Origin of the sequence: Streptomyces sp. CCM_MD2014 (assembly GCF_000772045.1) — a bacterium.
In the GTDB taxonomy this organism is placed as follows: Bacteria; Actinomycetota; Actinomycetes; order Streptomycetales; family Streptomycetaceae; genus Streptomyces; species Streptomyces salinarius.
This window is the reverse complement of the sequence record NZ_CP009754.1, coordinates 2,794,855-2,815,417: the sequence shown is the minus strand read 5'-3', so window position 1 is coordinate 2,815,417 and position 20,563 is coordinate 2,794,855. Positions and strand designations below refer to the sequence as shown.

Annotated in this window: 11 protein-coding genes; 1 reads left to right on the top strand and 10 read right to left on the bottom strand. The window is 72.5% G+C overall.

Features of this window, described 5'->3' with window-relative positions; translation table 11 throughout:
* Nucleotides 1-35: 35 nt before the first annotated feature.
* The 3 genes from NI25_RS12095 to NI25_RS12085 all read right to left on the bottom strand — a co-directional run bounded on the left by NI25_RS12095 (nt 36) and on the right by NI25_RS12085 (nt 5,287).
* On the bottom strand, nt 36-1,430 hold the full coding sequence (locus tag NI25_RS12095; protein ID WP_061442463.1) for a maltokinase N-terminal cap-like domain-containing protein: 1,395 nt from the start codon (nt 1,428-1,430) through the stop codon (nt 36-38).
* A 96-nt stretch (nt 1,431-1,526) separates the two neighbouring features.
* Entirely contained in the window at nt 1,527-3,227 is a 1,701-nt protein-coding gene (gene treS, locus NI25_RS12090; RefSeq protein ID WP_061442462.1) for a maltose alpha-D-glucosyltransferase, read from the bottom strand.
* Complete coding sequence (locus tag NI25_RS12085; RefSeq protein WP_061442461.1) at nt 3,224-5,287, bottom strand: alpha-1,4-glucan--maltose-1-phosphate maltosyltransferase; 2,064 nt, start codon at nt 5,285-5,287, stop codon at nt 3,224-3,226. Before NI25_RS12085 ends, treS begins: the two co-directional genes overlap by 4 nt.
* A gap of 369 nt (nt 5,288-5,656) precedes the next feature.
* On the opposite strand from NI25_RS12085, the gene NI25_RS12080 reads away from it, so the two are divergent.
* On the top strand, nt 5,657-8,275 hold the full coding sequence (locus NI25_RS12080) for a glycosyltransferase family 1 protein (RefSeq protein WP_061442460.1): 2,619 nt from the start codon (nt 5,657-5,659) through the stop codon (nt 8,273-8,275).
* 40 nt (nt 8,276-8,315) lie between these two features.
* Here the strand turns inward: NI25_RS12080 and NI25_RS12075 are convergent, their stop codons facing one another.
* The 7 genes from NI25_RS12075 to NI25_RS12045 form a co-directional block, all read right to left on the bottom strand.
* Nucleotides 8,316-8,825 carry a DUF1990 family protein gene (locus NI25_RS12075; RefSeq protein WP_061442459.1) on the bottom strand — a complete coding sequence of 170 codons (510 nt, stop codon included), beginning with the start codon at nt 8,823-8,825 and terminating at the stop codon, nt 8,316-8,318.
* A gap of 71 nt (nt 8,826-8,896) precedes the next feature.
* A complete protein-coding gene (locus NI25_RS12070; RefSeq protein WP_061442458.1) occupies nt 8,897-10,546 on the bottom strand; it encodes a M4 family metallopeptidase in 1,650 nt (549 codons plus the stop codon).
* 254 nt (nt 10,547-10,800) lie between these two features.
* Entirely contained in the window at nt 10,801-12,849 is a 2,049-nt protein-coding gene (locus NI25_RS12065) for a M4 family metallopeptidase (RefSeq protein ID WP_061442457.1), read from the bottom strand.
* A gap of 294 nt (nt 12,850-13,143) precedes the next feature.
* The gene (locus NI25_RS12060; protein WP_061442456.1) at nt 13,144-14,901 is read right to left on the bottom strand and encodes an ABC transporter ATP-binding protein; all 1,758 of its coding nucleotides are present in this window, start codon (nt 14,899-14,901) and stop codon (nt 13,144-13,146) included.
* Nucleotides 14,898-16,736, bottom strand: a complete 1,839-nt coding sequence (locus NI25_RS12055; protein ID WP_061442455.1) for an ABC transporter transmembrane domain-containing protein — start codon at nt 16,734-16,736, stop codon at nt 14,898-14,900. Before NI25_RS12055 ends, NI25_RS12060 begins: the two co-directional genes overlap by 4 nt.
* On the bottom strand, nt 16,733-18,622 hold the full coding sequence (locus tag NI25_RS12050) for an ABC transporter ATP-binding protein (protein WP_061442454.1): 1,890 nt from the start codon (nt 18,620-18,622) through the stop codon (nt 16,733-16,735). The genes NI25_RS12055 and NI25_RS12050 overlap by 4 nt, the downstream gene beginning before the upstream one ends.
* The gene (locus NI25_RS12045) at nt 18,619-20,535 is read right to left on the bottom strand and encodes an ABC transporter ATP-binding protein (RefSeq protein ID WP_061442453.1); all 1,917 of its coding nucleotides are present in this window, start codon (nt 20,533-20,535) and stop codon (nt 18,619-18,621) included. Before NI25_RS12045 ends, NI25_RS12050 begins: the two co-directional genes overlap by 4 nt.
* Nucleotides 20,536-20,563: the final 28 nt, after the last annotated feature.

Genomic DNA, 20,563 nt, shown 5'->3' with positions numbered 1-20,563 from the left:
GAGCCTCCTGGGCGGGACGGGAGCGGGCGGGGGCGTCATGCGGGTTCGGGCACGGACAGGCGGCGCACCGCCGCCAGGGGCACCTCGAGCCAGTCGGGCCGGTGCCGGGCTTCGTACAGGACCTCGTAGACCGCCTTGTCCGTCTCGTAGGCGCGCAGCAGCACCGGGTCGGTGCGCGGGTCGTGGCCGGCGGCCTCCGCGTACCCGGTGCAGTACGCGGCCCGGCAGGACTCGGCCCAGCCCGGCACGCGCACGTCGGCCGAGTGCGCGGCGTAGTCGAAGGAGCGCAGCATCCCCGCGACGTCCCGCACCGCCGGCTGCGGGAGCCGCCGCTCGGCCAGGGGCTTCGCGGGCTCGCCCTCGAAGTCGATCAGCGACCACTCCCCGTCGGGCGAGCGCAGGCACTGGCCGAGGTGCAGGTCGCCGTGGACCCGCTGGGCGGTCCAGGTACCGCCCTCGGCGGCCAGGTCGGCCAGCGCCGTGAACGCGGTCCGCAGCGCGGGCGCGTACGGCCGGAGCAGGGGCACGGCCCGCGCGGCCTCCTCCAGCCGCCCGGTCATGCCCTCGGCGAGCTGCCGCGCCCGGGCGTGGCCGAGGGTGACGGTCGGCAGCGCGCGGGCCAGCGCGGTGTGCACCTCGGCGGTGGCCCGTCCGAGCGCCCGGGCCTCGGCGACGAAGTCCCCGCCCTTGGCCAGCTCGCGCAGCGCCAGCTCCCAGCCGTCGGTCGCGCCCTGCAGATAGGGCTGGAGCACGCCCAGCACCCAGGACCGGCCGGCCAGGTCCGCCACCATCCACCCGGCCGGTGCCGGCACCCGGGGGCAGCCCTCGCGGGCCAGGGCCAGCGGCAGCTCCAGGTCGGGGTTGACACCGGGAACGATCCGGCGCAGCACCTTCAGGATGAACGTATCTCCGTACACGACCGACGAGTTGGACTGCTCGGCGGTCATCAGCCGCGGCACCAGCCCCGCGCGGATGGCGTCGTCGTCCGGTGCCTCGAAGCGGAGCCCCCCGATACGGGCCCGCGTGCGCAGCGCCTCCAGCAGCACCTCGGCGGGGCGGGTGTCGTACAGGGCGTCGTAGGCGGTGCGGCCGGCGGCCGGGCCCTCGGTCACATGGCCGATCAGCGCGGGCGCGAGCCGGGGCGGCAGTGCCTCGCGGGTGCCTATCAGGAGCTGGTAGCAGTCGCCGGGCTCCTGGGCCGAGCCCCCGGCCGGAGCGTGCTGCTGGTGGGCGCGGACCAGGACGTGGTGGAGGCCGAGGCGTGAGTCGGCGGGCAGCAGTTCGGTCGCGGCGACCAGTGAGAAGCCGGTCACCGGACGCCCCTTGCCGGCGAACCAGCGCTGCCGCGGCAGCCACTCCCGCAGCAGTGGGTCGAGGGACGCCAGGAGACCCGGCGGGCTCGAGACGGTGCGTATGACGGCTTCCGACATGGCGTCGCGTCCTTTCCCCGGAGACTCGGGGTGGTTACTGATGCGTGCCCCGGGCGGAACGGTGGAAACCGCGCCGCCCGGGGACGGGGCCGGTGTCTAGACGGCTTCCTTGCGGAGCCGGAACCAGTAGAAGCCGTGCCCGCCGAGGGTCAGCAGGTACGGCAGGTCGCCGACCGCCGGGAAGCGGACCCCGCCGAACAGCTCGACGGGGTGGCGTCCGCCGAAGGCACTGAGGTCGAGCTCCGTGGGCTGCGCGAACCGCGAGAAGTTGTGGACGCACAGCACCAGGTCGTCCCCGTACTCGCGCAGGAACGCCAGCACCGCCGGGTTGGAGGAGGGCAGCTCGGTGTAGGTGCCGAGGCCGAAGGCGGGGTTCTGCTTGCGGATCTCGATCATGCGCCGGGTCCAGTGCAGCAGGGACGACGGCGAGGCCATGGACGCCTCGACGTTCGTCACCTGGAAGCCGTAGACCGGATCCATGATCGTGGGCAGGAACAGGCGCCCCGGGTCGGACGACGAGAAGCCGGCGTTGCGGTCCGGGGTCCACTGCATCGGCGTGCGCACGGCGTCGCGGTCGCCGAGCCAGATGTTGTCGCCCATGCCGATCTCGTCGCCGTAGTAGAGGATCGGCGAGCCGGGCAGGGACAGCAGCAGGGCCGTGAACAGCTCGATCTGGTTGCGGTCGTTGTCGAGGAGCGGGGCCAGCCGCCGCCGGATGCCGATGTTGGCGCGCATCCGCGGGTCCTTGGCGTACTCCGCGTACATGTAGTCGCGTTCCTCGTCGGTGACCATTTCCAGGGTCAGCTCGTCGTGGTTGCGCAGGAAGATGCCCCACTGGCAGCCGGACGGGATCGCGGGGGTCTTGGCGAGGATCTCGGAGACGGGGTAGCGCGACTCCCTTCTGACCGCCATGAAGATGCGGGGCATGACCGGGAAGTGGAAGGCCATGTGGCACTCGTCGCCGCCCGCGGCGAAGTCGCCGAAGTAGTCGACGACGTCCTCCGGCCACTGGTTGGCCTCCGCCAGCACCACCGTGTCCGGGTACTGCGCGTCGATCTCCTTGCGCACCCGCTTCAGGAAGTCGTGCGTGCGCGGCAGGTTCTCGCAGTTGGTGCCCTCCTCCTGGTAGAGGTACGGCACCGCGTCCAGCCGGAACCCGTCGATGCCCAGGTCCAGCCAGAACTTCAGCGCGGAGATCATCTCCTCCTGGACGGCCGGGTTCTCGTAGTTGAGGTCCGGTTGGTGGGAGAAGAAGCGGTGCCAGAAGTACTGCTTGCGCACCGGGTCGTAGGTCCAGTTGGACGCCTCGGTGTCGACGAAGATGATCCGCGCGTCCTGGAACTGCTTGTCGTCGTCGGCCCAGACGTAGTAGTCGCCGTAGGGGCCGTCCGGGTTCTTGCGGGACTCCTGGAACCACGGGTGCTGGTCGCTGGTGTGGTTCATGACGAAGTCGATGATCACGCGCATCCCGCGCTGGTGCGCCGCGTCCACGAACTCCACGAAGTCGGCGAGGTCGCCGAACTCGGGCAGGACGGCGGTGTAGTCGGAGACGTCGTAGCCCCCGTCGCGCAGCGGCGACTTGAAGAAGGGCGGGAGCCACAGGCAGTCCACGCCCAGCCATTGCAGGTAGTCCAGCTTGGCGGTCAGGCCCTTGAGGTCGCCGACGCCGTCGCCGTTGCTGTCCTGGAAGGAACGGACGAGGACCTCGTAGAAGACGGCTCGTTTGAACCAGTCCGGGTCCCGGTCCTTGGCGGGGGTGTCCTCGAAGGTGTCCGGCACGGGCTCGTTGACGATCATGTGGTGGGTGACCCTCCGATCTGCGGGTGGGACGGTCGCAGAACCGTGCAGACGTGCGCGGGCGAACGGCCCGGCTCCAGGCGCACATAGTTGGCCCTGCCCCAGTGGTAGGTCTCGCCGGTCAGCTCGTCGCGGACCGGCACCGACTCGTGCCAGTCCAGGCCGAGTTGCGGCATGTCCAACGAGACCGTCGCCTCCTGGGTGTGGCGGGGGTCGAGGTTCACGACCACCAGAACCGTGTTCGACCCCTGCCGCTTCGAGTAGGCGATCACCTCCTCCTTGTCCGTCGTGTGGAAGTGCAGATCGCGCAGTTGGCGGAGCGCCGGGTTCTCGCGCCGGATGGTGTTGAGGCGGGTGATGAGGGGGGCGATGGTGGTGCCCTCGCGGTCGGCGCGGGCCCAGTCGCGGGGTTTGAGCTGGTACTTCTCCGAGTCGAGGTATTCCTCGCTGCCGTCGCGCAGGGGGGTGTTCTCGCAGAGTTCGTAGCCGCTGTAGATGCCCCAGGCGGGGGAGAGGGTGGCGGCGAGGACGGCGCGGACCTCGAAGGCGGGGCGGTGGCCGTGCTGGAGGTAGGCGTGGAGGATGTCGGGGGTGTTGGCGAAGAAGTTCGGCCGCATGTAGGAGGCGGCGTCCCCCGTCAGTTCGGTGAGGTACTCCGTCAGTTCCTGTTTGGTGTTGCGCCAGGTGAAGTAGGTGTAGGACTGCTGGAAGCCGATCTGGGCGAGGGTGTGCATCATCGCGGGGCGGGTGAAGGCCTCGGCCAGGAAGACGACGTCTGGGTCGGCGGCGTTGATGTCGGCGATGACGCGTTCCCAGAAGGCGACGGGTTTGGTGTGGGGGTTGTCGACGCGGAAGATCCGCACGCCGTGGTCCATCCAGTGCCGCAGGACGCGCACCGTTTCCGCGTGGAGGCCGTCGGGGTCGGTGTCGAAGGCGATCGGGTAGATGTCCTGGTACTTCTTGGGCGGGTTCTCGGCGTGGGCGATCGAACCGTCGGGGCGGTGGTGGAACCACTCGGGGTGTTTGTGGACCCAGGGGTGGTCGGGGGAGCACTGGAGGGCGAAGTCGAGGGCGATCTCCAGACCGTGGCGGGCGGCTTCGGCGACGAAGTGGTCGAAGTCGTCGAGGGTGCCGAGGGCGGGGTGGACGCTGTCGTGGCCGCCTTCGGGGGAGCCGATGGCCCAGGGGACGCCGACGTCGTCGGCGGTGGCGGTCAGGGTGTTGTTGCGGCCTTTGCGGTGGGTGGTGCCGATGGGGTGGATCGGGGGGAGGTAGACGACGTCGAAGCCCATGGCGGCGATGGCGGGCAGGCGTCGGACGGCGGTGCGGAAGGTGCCGTGGGGCCGGTCGGGGGTGCCTTCGGAGCGGGGGAAGAACTCGTACCAGGCGCCGTAGAGGGCGCGTTCCCGCTCGACCAGCAGCGGCAGGGGCTCGGAGGAGGTGACCAGGTCCCGCAGCGGATGCCGGGCCAGGACCGCGTCCACCTCCGGCGTCAACGCCGCCGCCAGCCTGGACGCGGCCGGCCTGTCCTCGTCCCGCAGCGCGTCGACGGCGGCCAGCAGCGCACGCCGGTCCGCCCGCCCGGGCACGTCGGCGGCGGCCCGCTCGTACAGCCGGGCGCCCTCCTCCAGCACGAGGTCGGTGTCCATCCCGGCCGGAATCTTGATCCGCGCGTGGTGCCGCCACGTGGTGACCGGATCGCTCCAGGCCTCCACGGTGTACGACCACAGTCCGGTCTCGCCCGCGGTGACGGTGGCGCCCCAGCGGTCGGTGCCCGGGGCCAGCTCCCGCATCGGCGTCCAGGGACCCGGCCGGCCCCGCGGATCTCTCAGGACGACGTTGGCGGCCACCGCGTCGTGCCCCTCCCGGAACACGGTGGCGGAGACCTCGAACGACTCGCCGGTGACGGCCTTGGCCGGCCTGCGCCCGCGCTGGACGACCGGACGGATGTCCAGGACGGGGATGCGCCCGACGACGGTGCGGGGCTCCGCAGAGGACGCCGGGGAGGCGCCGGCAGCCGGGGATGCGGGGGATGCTGACGAGTGGTGCGTGGCGGGCATGACCGCTCCTGTCCGCGTCAACTGGGTGGGCGGATGACTCTGGGGAGGTGGGTCCTGCGAGGTGCGTGCGGGGCGTACCGCAGGAGCCTTCCCACACTCTTCCGGTGGGCAATCCGGCACTTTGTTAACTACTCGCGCGTATGTCGACAACACGACACACGCGGCGATCTGACCGTCGCTTTCCCGGATGTCGCTCCCGCAATCAGTGCGCGTCGCGACATGTGCAGCTTTCCTCGCGGGCCGAAGCGCCACAAGAAGGCCGAGGGGGAAAGATCCGGCCATATCGACACGCCGTGCGTGTTGGTTTCCGGCCGACGCATCAGGGCGAAGGCCCCAACAAGGGACACATCGCGCGGTAACGTCGTCAGGGTGAAGGCGATCCGTCGACTGACCGTCCGTCCCGTACTCCCCGACCCCCTCCGGCCGCTCAGTGATCTGGCCCGCAATCTGCGCTGGTCCTGGCACCCGGAGACCCGCGACCTCTTCCAGTCCGTCGACCCCGAGTGCTGGACCGCGTCCGGCCGCGACCCGGTACGGCTGCTCGGCACCGTGCGGCCCGCGCGCCTCGCGGAGCTGGCCGAGGACCGGCGCTTCAGGCGCCGGCTGACCGCGGTGGCCGACGACCTCGACCACTACATGACCGGCGACCGCTGGTACCAGGCCCAGCCGGGCCGACTGCCCGCCGCCGTCGCCTACTTCTCGCCCGAGTTCGGCATCACCGCCGCGCTGCCCCAGTACTCCGGCGGCCTCGGCATCCTGGCCGGCGACCACCTCAAGGCGGCCAGCGACCTGGGGGTGCCGCTCGTCGGCGTGGGCCTGCTCTACCGGCACGGCTACTTCCGGCAGTCCCTCTCCCGGGACGGCTGGCAGCAGGAGCACTACCCCGTCCTCGACCCCCACGAGCTGCCGCTGGCGCCGCTCAAGGAGAGCGACGGCACCCCCGCGCACGTCGCGCTCGCGCTGCCCGGCGGCCGGGAGCTGCGGGCCCGCATCTGGCTGGCCCAGGTCGGCCGGGTGCCGCTGCTGCTGCTCGACTCCGACGTCGAGGAGAACGACCCCGGCGAACGGGGCGTCACCGACCGGCTCTACGGCGGCGGAAGCGAACACCGGCTCCTCCAGGAGATGCTGCTCGGCATAGGAGGTGTCCGGGCGGTGCGCACGTACTGCCGGCTCACCGGCCACGCCGCGCCGGAGGTGTTCCACACCAACGAGGGGCACGCCGGGTTCCTCGGGCTGGAACGCATCGCCGAACTGTGCGACGAGGGCCTGGAGTTCGGTCCAGCCCTGGAGGCGGTGCGGGCCGGGACCGTCTTCACCACCCACACCCCGGTCCCGGCCGGCATCGACCGCTTCGACCGCGAGCTGGTCGCCCGCCACTTCGGCCCCGACGCCGAACTCCCGCGCATCGACGTCGAACGCGTTCTGCGGCTCGGCATGGAGACCTACCCCGGCGGCGAGCCGAACCTCTTCAACATGGCCGTGATGGGCCTGCGGCTCGCCCAGCGCGCCAACGGCGTCTCCCTGCTGCACGGCGGGGTCAGCCGGGGGATGTTCGCCGGACTGTGGCCCGGCTTCGACGCCGAGGAGGTGCCCATCACCTCCGTCACCAACGGCGTGCACGCCCCGACCTGGGTGGCCCCCGAGGTGTTCCGGCTCGGGGCCCGGCAGATCGGTGTGCAGCGGGCCGAGGACGCGCTGGCCGTCGGCGGCTCGGACCGCTGGGACTCGGTCGCCGACATCCCCGACCAGGACATCTGGGAGCTGCGCCGCACCCTGCGCGCCCAGCTCGTCGAGGAGGTGCGCGAGCGGCTGCGCGCCTCCTGGCGGCAGCGCGGTGCCGGGACGGCCGAGCTGGGCTGGATCGACGACGCCCTCGACCCGGACGTGCTCACCATCGGCTTCGCGCGGCGCGTCCCGTCGTACAAGCGGCTCACGCTGATGCTGCGCGACCGGGAGCGGCTGACCGAGCTGCTGCTGCATCCCGAGCGGCCGGTCCAGATCGTCGTCGCGGGCAAGGCGCACCCGGCGGACGACGGCGGCAAGCGGCTGGTGCAGGAGCTGGTGCGGTTCGCCGACGACCCGCGGGTGCGCCACCGCATCGTGTTCCTGCCGGACTACGGCATGGCGATGGCGCAGAAGCTGTACCCCGGCTGCGACATCTGGCTGAACAACCCGCTGCGGCCGCTGGAGGCCTGCGGCACCTCCGGCATGAAGGCGGCGCTCAACGGCTGCCTCAACCTGTCGGTGCTCGACGGCTGGTGGGACGAGTGGTACCAGCCCGACTTCGGCTGGGCGATCCCCACCGCCGACGGCGTCGGCACCGACCCGGACCGGCGCGACGCCATAGAGGCCGACGCCCTCTACGACCTGCTGGAGCAGCGGATCACCCCGCGCTTCTACGAGCGGGGCGCGAGCGGGCTGCCCGACCGGTGGCTGGAGATGGTCCGCAGGACCCTCAGCCTGCTCGGCCCGAAGGTGCTGGCCGGCCGCATGGTCCGCGAGTACGTCGAACGGCTCTACGCCCCCGCCGCGGAGGCGCACCGCGCGATGGACCCGGACTCCGCGCGCGGGCTCGCCGAGTGGAAGGCGCGGGTGCGGGCGGCCTGGCCGGGGGTGAGCGTCGACCACGTGGAGACGTCCGCCGCCACGGCAAGCGCCGAACTCGGCACCACGCTCGCCCTGCGGGTGCGGGTCAAGCTCGGCGACCTCGCGCCGGAGGACGTGGAGGTGCAGGCGGTCTCCGGCCGGGTGGACTCCGAGGACCGGATCACCGACGCGGCGAAGGTGCCGCTGAAGCCGGTGGGCGGCCCGGATCTGGAGGGCCGCTGGGCCTACGAGGGCCCGCTCGCCCTGGACCGCACCGGCCCCTTCGGCTACACGGTCCGCGTCCTGCCCGCGCACCGGCTGCTGGCCTCCGGCGTGGAGACCGGTCTGGTCGCGGTGCCCTCGGGCGACCTGGTGGAGGCGGCGGGGCTGCTGATGCGGTGAGCCCCGCGACGGCGGGACGGCGGACGGCGACGAGGAGGGCTCAGTTCTCCTCGTCGCCGCCGCTCAGCCGCCTGAGGACGGTGCCGCAGCGGCGGGCGTACGCGTGCTGGAAGGCGCGGGCGGCAGGCCCGCCGGCCTTGGCGTACCACTTGGCCGGGCGGCTGAAGGCGTGCACGGTCAGCCAGACCGTGCCGTCGCCCGTGCGGTCCACCACGAAGGCCTCCTCGCCGGACTCCGGGTGGCCGGGCAGCGTGCCGTAGGCCCAGCCCGCCCGGCGGCGCTCCTCCAGGGTCCACACCACCCGGCAGGGTGCCTTGATCATGCCGGCGAGGGTGACGGTGACGTCGACGCCCGGCGCGGCGCGCTCCGCGCTCGCCTCGATGCCGACGCCCATCTCCCGGTGCATCTCCCAGGTGAGCAGGGCCTCGGCGGCCCGCCGGAACACCGGTTCGCCCTCCCCGAGGCGGGTGCGTACGTGCATGGGGCGGAAGCCGGGCGGGCAGTGGTCCTGCTCGCGGGTGGCGCCGACGTCGTCGTACGTGAAGGACATGGGGACCAAGGGTAGGGCGGCACCCGGAAACCGATGGTTCCGGGTGCCGCGGGCCGTGTCGGGCGGGACGGTCAGTTCACGTTGACCGAGGTCCAGGCCGCGCCCACCGTCTTGTACTCGGTGCTGTCGGCGCCGTACAGGTCGGACGCCGCGCTCAGGGTGGCCGCGCGGGCGTCGGCGTAGTCGGTCGTCGAGGTCATGTACTCGGTCAGCGCCTTGTACCAGATCTGCAGGGCCTTCTCCCGGCCGATGCCGGTGACGGTGGAGCCGTCGTGGGTCGGCGAGTCGTAGTCCACCCCGTCGACCGTCCGCGCCCCGCTGCCCTCGGCCAGCAGGAAGAAGAAGTGGTTCGCGGGACCGGACGAGTAGTGCACGTCCACGCCGCCGAGACCGGAGTCCCAGTAGTCCTTGGACGCGCCGTCCTTGCTGGGCTTGTCCATGTAGCGCAGCGGGGTGCCGTCGCCGTTGATGTCGATGGCCTCGCCGATGAGGTAGTCGCCCTTGTCGGTGGAGCTGTTCGCGAAGTACTCCACGCCGGTGCCGAAGATGTCGCTGGTCGCCTCGTTGAGGCCGCCGGACTCGCCGCTGTACTCGAGGCCCGCGGTGTTGGAGGTGACGCCGTGGCTCATCTCGTGCCCGGCCACGTCCAGCGAGGTCAGCGGGTTGGTGTTGCCCGAGCCGTCGCCGTAGGTCATGCAGAAGCAGCTGTCCGACCAGAAGGCGTTGACGTAGTTGCTGCCGTAGTGGACGCGGGAGTAGGCCGCCTTGCCGTCGTTCTTGATGCCGTTGCGGCCGAAGCTCTCCTTGTAGAAGTCCCAGGTGACCTGGGCGCCGTAGGCGGCGTCGACGGCGGCGGTCTGGTCCTGGGGGTCGCTGGAGGCGGTGCCGGTGCCCCAGGCGTCGTCGGCGTCGGTGAACAGGGTGCCGGTGCCGGAGGTCTTGCGGGCCAGGTTGTACGTCTTGTGGCCGCCGCGCCCGGTGTCGTACAGCTGGTACGACGAGCCGGACTTGGTGGTGCCGAGTTCGACCGTGCCCGAGTAGAGGCTCTTGCCGGAGCCGGTCTCGATGCCCTGGTACTCGTACAGCTTGGCGCCGGTGGCGGCGTCGGTGATGACGTGCAGTTCGTTGGGGGTGCCGTCGTCCTGGAGGCCGCCGACCACGGTCTCGTAGGCGAGGACGGGCTTGCCCTCGGCGGCCCAGATCACCTTGCGGGGCGCGGAGTCGGCCGCGGTCCTCGACGACCCGGCGTCCTCGGCCGCGGACAGCGCCTGCTGCTCGGCCCTGGCCGCCTTGACCTTCGGCGTGACCGTGGCGACCTTGATGGCGGCCTTCGTCGCCTTGGTGACGCCTCTGGTGGCCCCGGACTTCGACTGGTGCACGACGAGGTCGCCGCCGAGGACGGGCAGGCCGTCGTAGGTGCGCTCGTAGCGGGTGTGCACGGTGCCGTCGCGGTCCTTGACCACGTCCTTGACGACCAGCTTCTCCTTGGCGCCGAGGCCCATCCGACGGGCGGCGTCGGCCGCGCCGGCCTGCTGCTCCCGTATGAGCGCGCTGCGGGCGGTGTCCGACAGGAGGACCGGGGCGCCCGCGAGCGCCGACGGCGCGGTGCTGTCGGCGGCGGCGCTGCCCGCGGTCAGACCGGTGGTGAGCATCGCTCCGGCTGCGACCGCGGTGGCGAGGGCCAGCGTGGTGCGCTTGTGGCGCGCGAAGAGGGAAGACACACAAGCTCCTTCGGTGGGGGGATCCGGTCGGCGTGGGGTGTCCGGCCGGTTGCTGCGAAGTTGTGCGGCGGGTGACGGAAGACTGACACCGAAGGCGCGTACATGTCAGGAGGGCCCGATGATGTTGGCCGAAAATAGTCGGCCGGTTGTGTGCGTGCGAAATGTGAAGGACATGAAGAGGGCGCCACCCCGGAGGAGTCGAACCTCCGGAGCGGCGCCCTGGCTCGGGGTGGTGTGCCCGTGGGCCGGCCGGCCTACGGGAAGGTGAGCCGCCAGGCGTCGATGTAGCCGGTGTCCGCCGGGCCCTGGTCCTGGACGCGGAGCTTCCAGGTGCCGTTGGCCGTCTCCGAGGAGGCGTTGACCGTGTAGGTCTCGTGCACGTCCTCCGCCGGGTCGTAGCCGCTGCTCTTGAGGCGGTACGTCGACCCGTCGGGCGCGACCAGGTCGATCCGCAGGTCACCGCGCCAGCTGTGCACGATGTCCACGCCCACCTGGAGGTTGCTCGGTGCCCTGCCGGAGCGGCCCGTGACCGTGATGGACGAGGTGACCGCCGACCCGTAGTCGGGGATGTTCACGTCCGTGTCGTTCTCGAAGGTGCTGCCGTCCCCGGGGTCGGGGTCGCCGCCACCGGGCCGCGAGCCGACGTTGATGCCCGCCCACGCGTTCGCCACCGCGGTGTACTCGGCGCTGTCGGTGCCGTACAGCTCACCGGCCGCCGCGAGGGTGCCGGTGCGGGCGCCCGCGTAGTTGGTGGTCGACGTGAACTTCGTGGTCAGCGCGCGGAACCAGATCTTCTCGGCCTTGGCGCGGCCTATGCCGGTGACCGGGAGGCCGTCCGAGGTGGGCGAGTTGTAGGTGACACCGTTGATGGTCTTGGTGCCGCTGCCCTCGCTCAGCAGGTAGAAGAAGTGGTTGGCCGGGCCCGACGAGTAGTGCACGTCGGAGTTGCCGATGCCCGAGAACCAGTTGTCGTAGGACGCGCCGTCCTTGCTGGGCTTGTCCATGTAGCGCAGCGGGGTGCCGTCGCCGTTGATGTCGATCTCCTCGCCGATGAGGTAGTCACCGACGTCCGAGGAGTTGTTGGCGTAGAACTCGACCGACGTGCCGAAGATGTCGGACGTGGCCTCGTTCAGACCGCCGGACTCGCCGCTGTAGTTGAGTCCCGCGGTGTTGGACGTGACGCCGTGGGTCATCTCGTGCCCGGCCACGTCGATGGCGGTGAGCGGGTTGGAGTTGTTGATCCCGTCGCCGTAGGTCATGCAGAAGCAGCTGTCCGACCAGAACGCGTTGACGTAGGCGTTGCCGTAGTGGACCCGGCTGTACGCCGCCACACCGTCGCCGCGGATGCCCGAGCGGCCGTGCACGTTCTTGTAGTAGTCCCAGGTCAGCGCGGCCCCGTAGTGGGCGTCGGCGCCGGCGGTCTCCGGGTCGGAGGAGGTGCCGTTGCCCCACACGTCGTCGGAGTTGGTGAACAGCGAACCGGTGCCCGAGGTCCGGCCGCCCAGGTTGTACGTCTTGTGGTTGCCGCGCGCGGTGTCGGTCAGCGTGTACGACGACCCGGACTGCGCGGTGCCGAGCGTCACGGTGCCGCTGTACGTGGTGTGGCCGGTGCCGTTCTCGATGCCCTGGTACTCGTACAGCTTGGCGCCGGTGGCGGCGTCGGTGATGACGTGCAGTTCGTTCGGGGTGCCGTCCTCCTGGAGGCCGCCCACGACCGTCTCGTACGCCAGGACCGGAGTGCCGCTGCCCGCCCAGATCACCTTGCGCGGGGCGCGGTCGGCGTCCGGCTGCTCGGCGCCGGCGGCCTTCGCGGCGGACACCGCCTGCGACTCGGCCTTCGCGGCGGAGATCTTCGGCGTCACGGAGGCCGGCTTGATCGCCTTCGCCGTGGCCTTGACGACCTGCTCGGTCTTGCCCGCGTCACTGGTCACCACGAGGTCGCCGCCGAGGACCGGCAGGCCGTCGTAGGTGCGCTCGTAGCGGGTGTGCAGGGTGCCGTCGCGGTCCTTGGCCACGTCCCGGACGACCAGCTTCTCCTTGGCGCCCAGGCCCAGTTCGTCGGCCGTCTTCGCCTTGGTGGCGTTGGCGTCGCGGATCAGCTCGGCGCGCTGGGCCGGGCTGAGCCTGACCAGCTCGCTGCCCTTCGCGGGCGACGGGTCCGGGGCCGCGGTGGCGGTGCCGGACTGGACCGCCGTGGCGATCAGCGCGGCGACACCGGCCAGCGCGACCGCCGCGGCACGCCGGTGCGTGGCGCGGCGGGAGGTGGTGTGGGAGGTGCGTCTGTGGGGAGTACTGCTGCTCAACACTGACTCCTTCTGCGTGGCCGCGGGTCACGCGGCCAGGGGAGACCGGTCGGCGGGTGGCCGGCCGGGCGGAACTGTGCGGTACGCAGAAACCTGGTGCTAGGAGCTGGCCTCGGCACAGCGCTCGTGGGGAAGCTGTGGGGGCACTGTGAAGGGGCCGACGGAAGAGTGGCAGGAGAAGGCGCTACTTGTCAGGAGCGCGTCACTAAGTTGGCTGGAAATGGTTCGTTGACCGGGCGTTCACGTTCGATAAACGGAATCGTTGCCGTCCGGGGCCGGTTACTGTCCGGCCGGTCAGTACCCGGCGGACGGCTCCCCGTGCCAGGAACCCCACAGGGCCGCGTACGCCCCGCCCGCCGCCACCAGTTCGTCGTGCGTGCCCAGTTCGGTCACCAGGCCGCCCTCCATCACCGCCACCCGGTCGGCGTCGTGCGCGGTGTGCAGGCGGTGTGCGATGGCGACGACCGTACGGCCCTTCAGCACGGCGGCCAGCGCCTGCTCCGTGTGGCGGGCCGTCGTCGGGTCCAGCAGGGCGGTCGCCTCGTCCAGGATCAGCGTGTGCGGGTCGGCCAGCACCACCCGGGCCAGGGCGAGCCGCTGGGCCTGCGAACCGTCCGTGGAGTGCGCGCCCTCCTTCGCCCCCAGCTCGGCGTCGAGGCCCCCGGGCAGCTCCCGCACCCACTCCTCGGCGCCCACCACGGCGAGCGCCGCCCACAACTCCTCGTCCGTGGCGGCGGGCTCGGCGATGAGCAGATTGTCCCGGACGGTGCCCAGGAACACATGGTGCTCCTGGGTGACCAGCACCACCTGCCGGCGCAGCCGCTCCGGACCCAGGGCGACCACCGGCACCCCGCCCACCGTCACCGATCCCTCCGTCGGCGCGTCGACGCCCGCGAGAAGCCGGCTCAGCGTGGTCTTCCCGGCCCCCGAAGGACCGACCACCGCCAGCCGCTCGCCCGGCCGCACCGTCAGGTCCACCCCGCGCAGCACCTCTCCGCCCCGCTCGTAGGCGTACCGCACGCCGGACACGTCGATACGGTCGTCCGCCGGGACCGCCGACTCGTCAGCCCCCGCGCGCGGCGCCCCCGCCAGCCCCTCGACCCGGGCGAAGGAGGCGGCACCGGCCTGCAGTTGCTCGACCCGCATCAGCACCTCGTCCAGCGGCCCGGCCAGCTGCTGGAGGTACACGGCGCAGGACACCACCGCGCCGAGGCTCACCGACCCGTGCGCCCGCAGCACCCCGCCGAGCAGCAGCACACCCGCCACGGGAAGGACGTAGGAGACGTCCACCGCCGGGAAGAACACGCTGCGCAGGAACAGCGTGCGGAACCGGGCGCGCCGCGAGACCTCCAGCGCCTCGCGGTTCGCCCTGACCCTCCGCCCGGCCAGCCCGAACGCCTCGACGGTGCGGGCCCCCGACACCGTGGCCGCCAGACTCTCCGCGACGTCCGAGTTGGCCGCGCCCTCGGCGAGATAGGCCGCCCGCGCCCGGCGCAGGTACCAGCGCAGGGCGAGCCAGGCCGGCGTCAGCCCCAGCACCCCGACCAGACCGAGCAGCGGGTCGAGGACGAAGACCGCGGCGGTGAGGAACAGCGCCTGCACCGCGTTGACCAGCAGCTCCGGGCCCGCGTCGCGCAACGTCGTCCCGACGGCGGTCACGTCGGCGGTGCCGCGCGTCGTCAGGTCCCCGGTCCCCGCCCGCTCCACCACCGACGCGGGCAGCGCCAGCGTCCGGTCCACGTACCGCTCGCGCACCCGGGCGAGCGTCCGCTCCCCGAACCGGTACCCCACGTAGCGCGCCCAGCGGGCCAGCAGCAACTGGGCCAGCGAGCAGATGAGAATGGCGACGGCCATCCGGTCCACCGCGTCCACCCCGCCCCCGGCGCGCACCTCGTCGACGATCCGGCCCAGCAGCCACGGCCCCGCGAGACCGGCCAGCGCGGCCAGCGCGTTGAGGCCCAGGACGACGGCGAAGGACCTCCGGTCGGCGCGCACGAGGCCGACTGCGGCGCGGCGGACGTCGGTGCGGTCGGCGACCGGCAGCTGTGTCATCGGGCCGGTGCCCCTTCTTCGGCGCCCTCGGTGTCCGCGGCGCCCTCGTCGTCCCGCGCGACCAGGGCGCGGTAGCCGGGTTCGGTCTCCAACAGTTCCCGGTGCGTGCCGGTGGCCGCGACCTTGCCGTCGACCAGGTGGTGCACGACGTCCGCGCGGTCGAGGAGCAGCGGTGAGGTGGCGGCGAGGACGGTGGTGCGGCCCTGGCGGGCCTGCTTGAGGCGGTCGGCCACGGTGGCTTCCGTGTGGGCGTCCAGTGCGGAGGTGGGTTCCGCGGCGAGGAGGACTTCGGGGTCGGTCAGGAGGGCGCGGGCGAGGCGGATGCGTTGGCGTTGTCCGCCGGACAGGTCGCGGGCCTGGGCCGCGACGTGGGTTTGCAGGCCGTCCGGGAGGGCGCGGACGATGTCCTCGGCCGCGGCCGCGTGGAGGGCTGCGGTGAGACTCGCCGGCTCGCCCGCCCCGGGCGGTGGTTCCGCGTCTGCGGGTGCGTTGTGACTTGTCGCGCCCACGCGGCGGAGCCGCAGATCGACACTGCCCGCGCCCCTGCTCGGCATCTCCTGAGCGCCGACCACAGTGCTGAGGGGGCCTGCGAAGAGGTCGGCCTCCGGGTCGGCGACCAGGATGCGGGAGCGGATCTGGGGGAGGGGGATGTCGGCCAGCGGGATGTCTCCCCAGGTCGCGTCCGACGGGGTGTAGCGGCCCAGGCGGTCCAGGATCTCGGCGGCGTCGGACGGGCGGGACGTGGCCAGGGCGGTGAGGCGGCCGGGGAGGACGCGGACGCCCGAGGCCGGGTCGTGGAGCACCGAGGGTTCCGCGGGGGCGTCCCGGGTGCCTTCGTCCGGGGCCGGTTCCAGGCGGAGGAAGGCGACGACGCGGCGGGCGGCCACCACGCCGCGGCTGAGCTGGTGGCCCATCTCGATGATGAACGCCACCGGCCAGCCCAGCGCGACGACATAGCCGTACACCGACACCAGTTCGCCCACGCTGATGTGCCCCTGGGCGGCCAGCCGCGCGCCCATCCAGGTCACCAGGGCCAGGAACAGCATCGGCAGCCCCATACCGAGGGCCTGGATCCAGCTGGTCACCGCGCCGACCCGGTAGCCCTGCCCGCGCAGCCGGCCCGAGTCCCGGCGGAAGGCGTCCGCGACCAGGCCCTTGCCGCCCAGTCCGTTCAGGACCCGCAGCCCGCCCGCCAGGTCGCCGATCCGCGCGGTCAGGACGGACTGCCGCTCCCGGTACTCGGTCTCCCTGCCCTGCAGACGGCTCATCAGCGGGCCGAGGGCCACCGCGAGCAGCGGCACGCCGAGCAGCACCACCAGGGCGAGCCGGGTCGACACCGACAGCATCAGTCCGCCGACCGTCGCGTAGGCGACGACCGCCCCGACGCCCGGCCCCACCGCCGTCAGGGACCCGCTGATGGTCTGGACGTCGCCCACCCCGATGGTGACGACCTCGCCCGTGCCCACCTGGGCGCGCAGGGCCGCCCCGAGCCGGGTCGCGTGGGCGACGACCACCTTGACGGTGCGGAAGTTGGCGTCCATCCGCACCTTCGTCATCGTGCGGTGCCGCATCATGCCCAGCCAGGCGTTGACCCCGCCGACGGCGACCATGGCACCCGTCCAGCCCGCCAGCGCGCCCAGGTCGCCGGGCTCCAGGCCCTGGTCGACGGCTCGGGCCATGAGGTACGGGGTCGCCGCCAGCAGCACCATCCAGACGCTGGCCAGCACCGCCCCCGCCAGGCAGCGCGGCCACTGCCGCCGCACCAGCCACGCCAGGTACCGCCAGCCGCCCCGGCGGTCCGGCGTACCCGGGTCCGCGTACGCGTCGATGCTCACGCCAGGCTGTCCCGCCAGGCCCGGTGCAGGTCCGCGAACCGGCCCGTACCGGCGATGAGTTCGTCCGGGGCACCGTCCTCGACGATCCGGCCGTGCTCCATCACCAGTACCCGGTCGGCGATCTCCACGGTGGACAGCCGGTGCGCGATCACGACCGCCGTACGGCCCTTCAGCACCGTCGCCATCGCCCGCTGCACCGCCCGCTCCCCGGGGATGTCCAGCGAGCTGGTCGCCTCGTCCAGGATCAGCACCGCCGGGTCCGCGAGCAGCGCCCGCGCGAACGCCACGAGCTGCCGCTGGCCGGCGGAGATACGGCCGCCCCGCTTGCGCACGTCGGTGTCGTAGCCGTCGGGCAGCGCGGCGATGAAGTCGTGGGCGCCGATCGCCTTCGCGGCCCGCTCGATCTCCTCCCGCGTCGCCTCGGGACGGCCGATGGCGATGTTGTCGGCGACCGTGCCGGAGAACAGGAACGCCTCCTGCGTCACCATCACCACCCCGCGCCGCAGCTCCGGCACGGCCAGGTCGCGCAGGTCGGTGCCGTCCAGCAGGACCCGCCCGGCGGAGGGGTCGTAGAACCGGGCCAGCAGCTTGGCCAGCGTCGACTTGCCCGCGCCGGTCGAGCCGACAACGGCGACCGTCTGCCCGGCCGGGAGCGTCAGCTCGAAGCGCGGCAGCACCTCGCCGCCGGTGCGGTAGCCGAAGCTCACCGACTCGAAGACGACCTCGCGGCCGGGGTGCTCCGACCTCAGCGGCGGCAGCTCCTTCGGCGCGGCCGGCTCGGGCACCGACGGCGTCTGGGCCAGCAGCCCGGCGATCTTCTCCAGCGAGGCCGCCGCCGACTGGTAGGAGTTCAGGAACATGCCGAGCCGGTCGATCGGGTCGTACAGCCGGCGCAGGTACAGCACCGCCGCCGCCAGCACACCGAGCGCCAGCGTGCCGTCGGCGACCCGGTAGGCCCCCCACAGCACGATCCCCGCGACGGCCGTGTTGGCGACCAGGCGGGAACCGACGACGTAACGGGCCATCTCCAGCAGCGCGTCGCCGTTGGTCCGCTCGTGGCGGTGGTTCAGGACCGCGAAGTCGGCGTCGTTGGCGGCCTCCCGGCGGAAGGCGCGCACCGGCCGGATCCCGTTCATGGTCTCCACGAACTTCACGATCACCGCCGCGATCGCCGTGGACCGCTGCCGGTACACCCGTCCCGCGCGGCGCTGATAGAGCCGCACCAGCCCGTACAGCGGCACGAACGACGCCACCGCGACGGCGCCCAGGCCCAGGTCGAGCCAGAGCAGCAGCGCGGCGATGTAGACGAAGGACAGGATGACCGTCACCAGCTCCTGAAGGCCCTCGTCGAGCAGCTCGCGCAGGGCCTCCACGTCGGTGGTGGAGCGGGAGATGAGGCGGCCCGAGGTGTAGCGCTCGTGGAAGTCGACGCTCAGGGCCTGCGCGTGCCGGAAGATCCGCCCGCGCAGGTCCAGCAACGCGTCCTGGTTGACCCGGGCCGCGGCGGCGATGAAGGCGTACTGGAGCGAGCCCGCCGCGAGCGAGCACAGCAGGTAGCCGGCGCCCACCGCGATCAGCGGGCCGTGGTGGTCGTCCCGCAGGGCCGGCACGGCGCGGTCGATGGCGTACGCCACCAGCAGCGGCCCCGCCTGCACGGCCGCCTGCTGGAGCAGCAGGAGGAGGCCGGTGAGGGCGACGCGTGCCTTCATCGGCGCCAGCAGCGAGCGCAGCAGGGCACCGGTCGCGCCCGGCGGGCTGGGCAGGACGTCCCGGTCGAACGAGTCGCCGTCGGCGGCGCGGGTGCCGGTGCCGGTCTCGTCCGGGTCGCCGTGCCCGGGGTCCTCCGGCTGGTCCCTCTTCGGCGCGGTGGCCGTGGGCGCGCTCATCGGCCGTCCCCTTCCTGGGAGCCCTCGGGATCGTCGTGCCCGTCGAGCCCGGACATCAGATGGGCGTACTCGGGGCTGGTGCGCAGCAGTTCGTGATGGGTGCCGACGGCGGTGATCCGGCCCTCGGAGAGCAGGGCGACGCGGTCGGCGAGCAGGACGGTGGAGGGGCGGTGGGCCACGATCAGCGCGGTGGTGTCCGCGAGGACGTGGCGCAGGGCGGCCTCCACGGCGGCCTCCGTGTGCACGTCCAGCGCGGACAGCGGGTCGTCCAGGACGAGGAACCTCGGCCTGCCGACCACCGCCCGCGCGAGCGCGAGGCGCTGACGCTGGCCGCCGGAGAGGCTCAGGCCCTGCTCGCCGACCTGGGTACCGGTGCCCTCGGGAAGCGCGTGCGCGAAGTCGGCCTGCGCGACGGCGAGCGCGCGGTCCAGCTCCTCGCCGCCGGCGCCCTCACCCGCGCCCATCAGCACGTTCTCACCGACGGTGGCCGAGAAGAGGGTGGGCTCCTCGAAGGCCACGGCGACCATCGAGCGCAGCTCCTCGCGGGACAGGGCGGTGATGTCCTCGCCGTCCAGCGTGATCCGTCCCTCGGTCACCTCGTGCAGACGCGGGACCAGCGCGGTCAGCGTCGTCTTGCCGCTGCCGGTGGCACCGACGAGGGCCATGGACTCCCCGGAGCGGATGTGCAGATTGACGTCCGTCAGCAGGGGCGGGGAGTCGGGGGCGGCGTCGGGATAGCGGAACAGGACGTGCTCGAACCGGAGGCCGTCGGCCTCCGCCGCCGCGGGCAGTCGTGCCTTCCCCAGTGCCTGAACGGCCTGGGAGGCACCCCGCTCCGCCGGGCCGCGCTCCCCGCCGCCTCGCGCCGGCGCCGGGTCACCGGCACGACCCTGCGATTCAACCTCCGCGTCCATCACCTCGAAGTACCGGTCCGTGGCCGTCGCCGCCTCCTGGCTCATCGCCAGGAGGAAGCCGATGGACTCCACCGGCCACCGCAGCGCCAGCGCCGTCGACAAGAACGCCACCAGCGTCCCCGCCGACAGCGTCCCGTCGGCCACCTGCACCGCGCCCACCACCAGCGCCGCCCCGATCGCCACCTCGGGCAGCGTCACGATGACCGCCCAGATGGCCGCCAGCAGCCGCGCCTTGCGCAGCTCCGTGCCCCGCAGCGTGTGCGACAGCTCGTGGAAGGCACGGGCCTGGCTGCGGTGCCGTCCGAAGCCCTTGATGATCCGGATGCCGAGGACGCTCTCCTCGACCACGGTCGTCAGGTCCCCGACCTGGTCCTGCGCGCGCCGCGCCACCGCGGAGTACTTCTTCTCGAAGATCCCGCACATGATCATCACCGGGATGGCGGGCCCGAGGATGACCAGCCCCAGCGTCCAGTCCTGCACCAGCATGATGCCGATGCCGACCAGGATCGTGACGCCGTTGACCAGCAGGAACGTGAGAGGGAAGGCGAGGAACATGCGGAGCAGCATCAGATCCGTCGTCCCGCGCGACAGCAACTGCCCCGACGCCCAGCGGTCGTGGAAGGCCACCGGCAGCCGCTGCAGATGCCGGTACAGGTCCGCGCGCATCCCCGCCTCGACCCCCGCCAGCGGCCGGGCCACCAGCCACCGGCGCAGCCCGAACAGCAGCGCCTCCGCCACTCCGAGGAGCAGCAGGTACAGCGCCCCGAGCCACACGCCCGCCGGGTCGCCGTCGGCGACCGGCCCGTCCACCATCCACTTCAGGACGAGCGGGATCACCAGCCCGACGCAGGAGGCGAGGATCGCTATCACCGCGGCCGTGCCCAAGCGCGCGCGGACGGGGCGCACATAGGGCCACAGCCGCAGCAGGGCATGTACGGTGGAACGCTTCTCGGCGGCGTCCGGGGCGAGATCCGTGGCGGGGGCAGGTTTCGTGGGCATCAGCAGCGAGCCTACGGTTCGCCACTGA

Bases quoted from the DNA above. Each gene is read 5' to 3' on its own strand.
- NI25_RS12095 (WP_061442463.1), bottom strand. From the start codon at position 1,430: ATGTCGGAAGCCGTCATACGCACCGTCTCGAGCCCGCCGGGTCTCCTG.
- treS (WP_061442462.1), bottom strand. From the start codon at position 3,227: ATGATCGTCAACGAGCCCGTGCCGGACACCTTCGAGGACACCCCCGCC.
- NI25_RS12085 (WP_061442461.1), bottom strand. From the start codon at position 5,287: ATGCCCGCCACGCACCACTCGTCAGCATCCCCCGCATCCCCGGCTGCC.
- NI25_RS12075 (WP_061442459.1), bottom strand. From the start codon at position 8,825: ATGTCCTTCACGTACGACGACGTCGGCGCCACCCGCGAGCAGGACCAC.
- NI25_RS12060 (WP_061442456.1), bottom strand. From the start codon at position 14,901: ATGACACAGCTGCCGGTCGCCGACCGCACCGACGTCCGCCGCGCCGCA.
- NI25_RS12050 (WP_061442454.1), bottom strand. From the start codon at position 18,622: ATGAGCGCGCCCACGGCCACCGCGCCGAAGAGGGACCAGCCGGAGGAC.
- NI25_RS12045 (WP_061442453.1), bottom strand. From the start codon at position 20,535: ATGCCCACGAAACCTGCCCCCGCCACGGATCTCGCCCCGGACGCCGCC.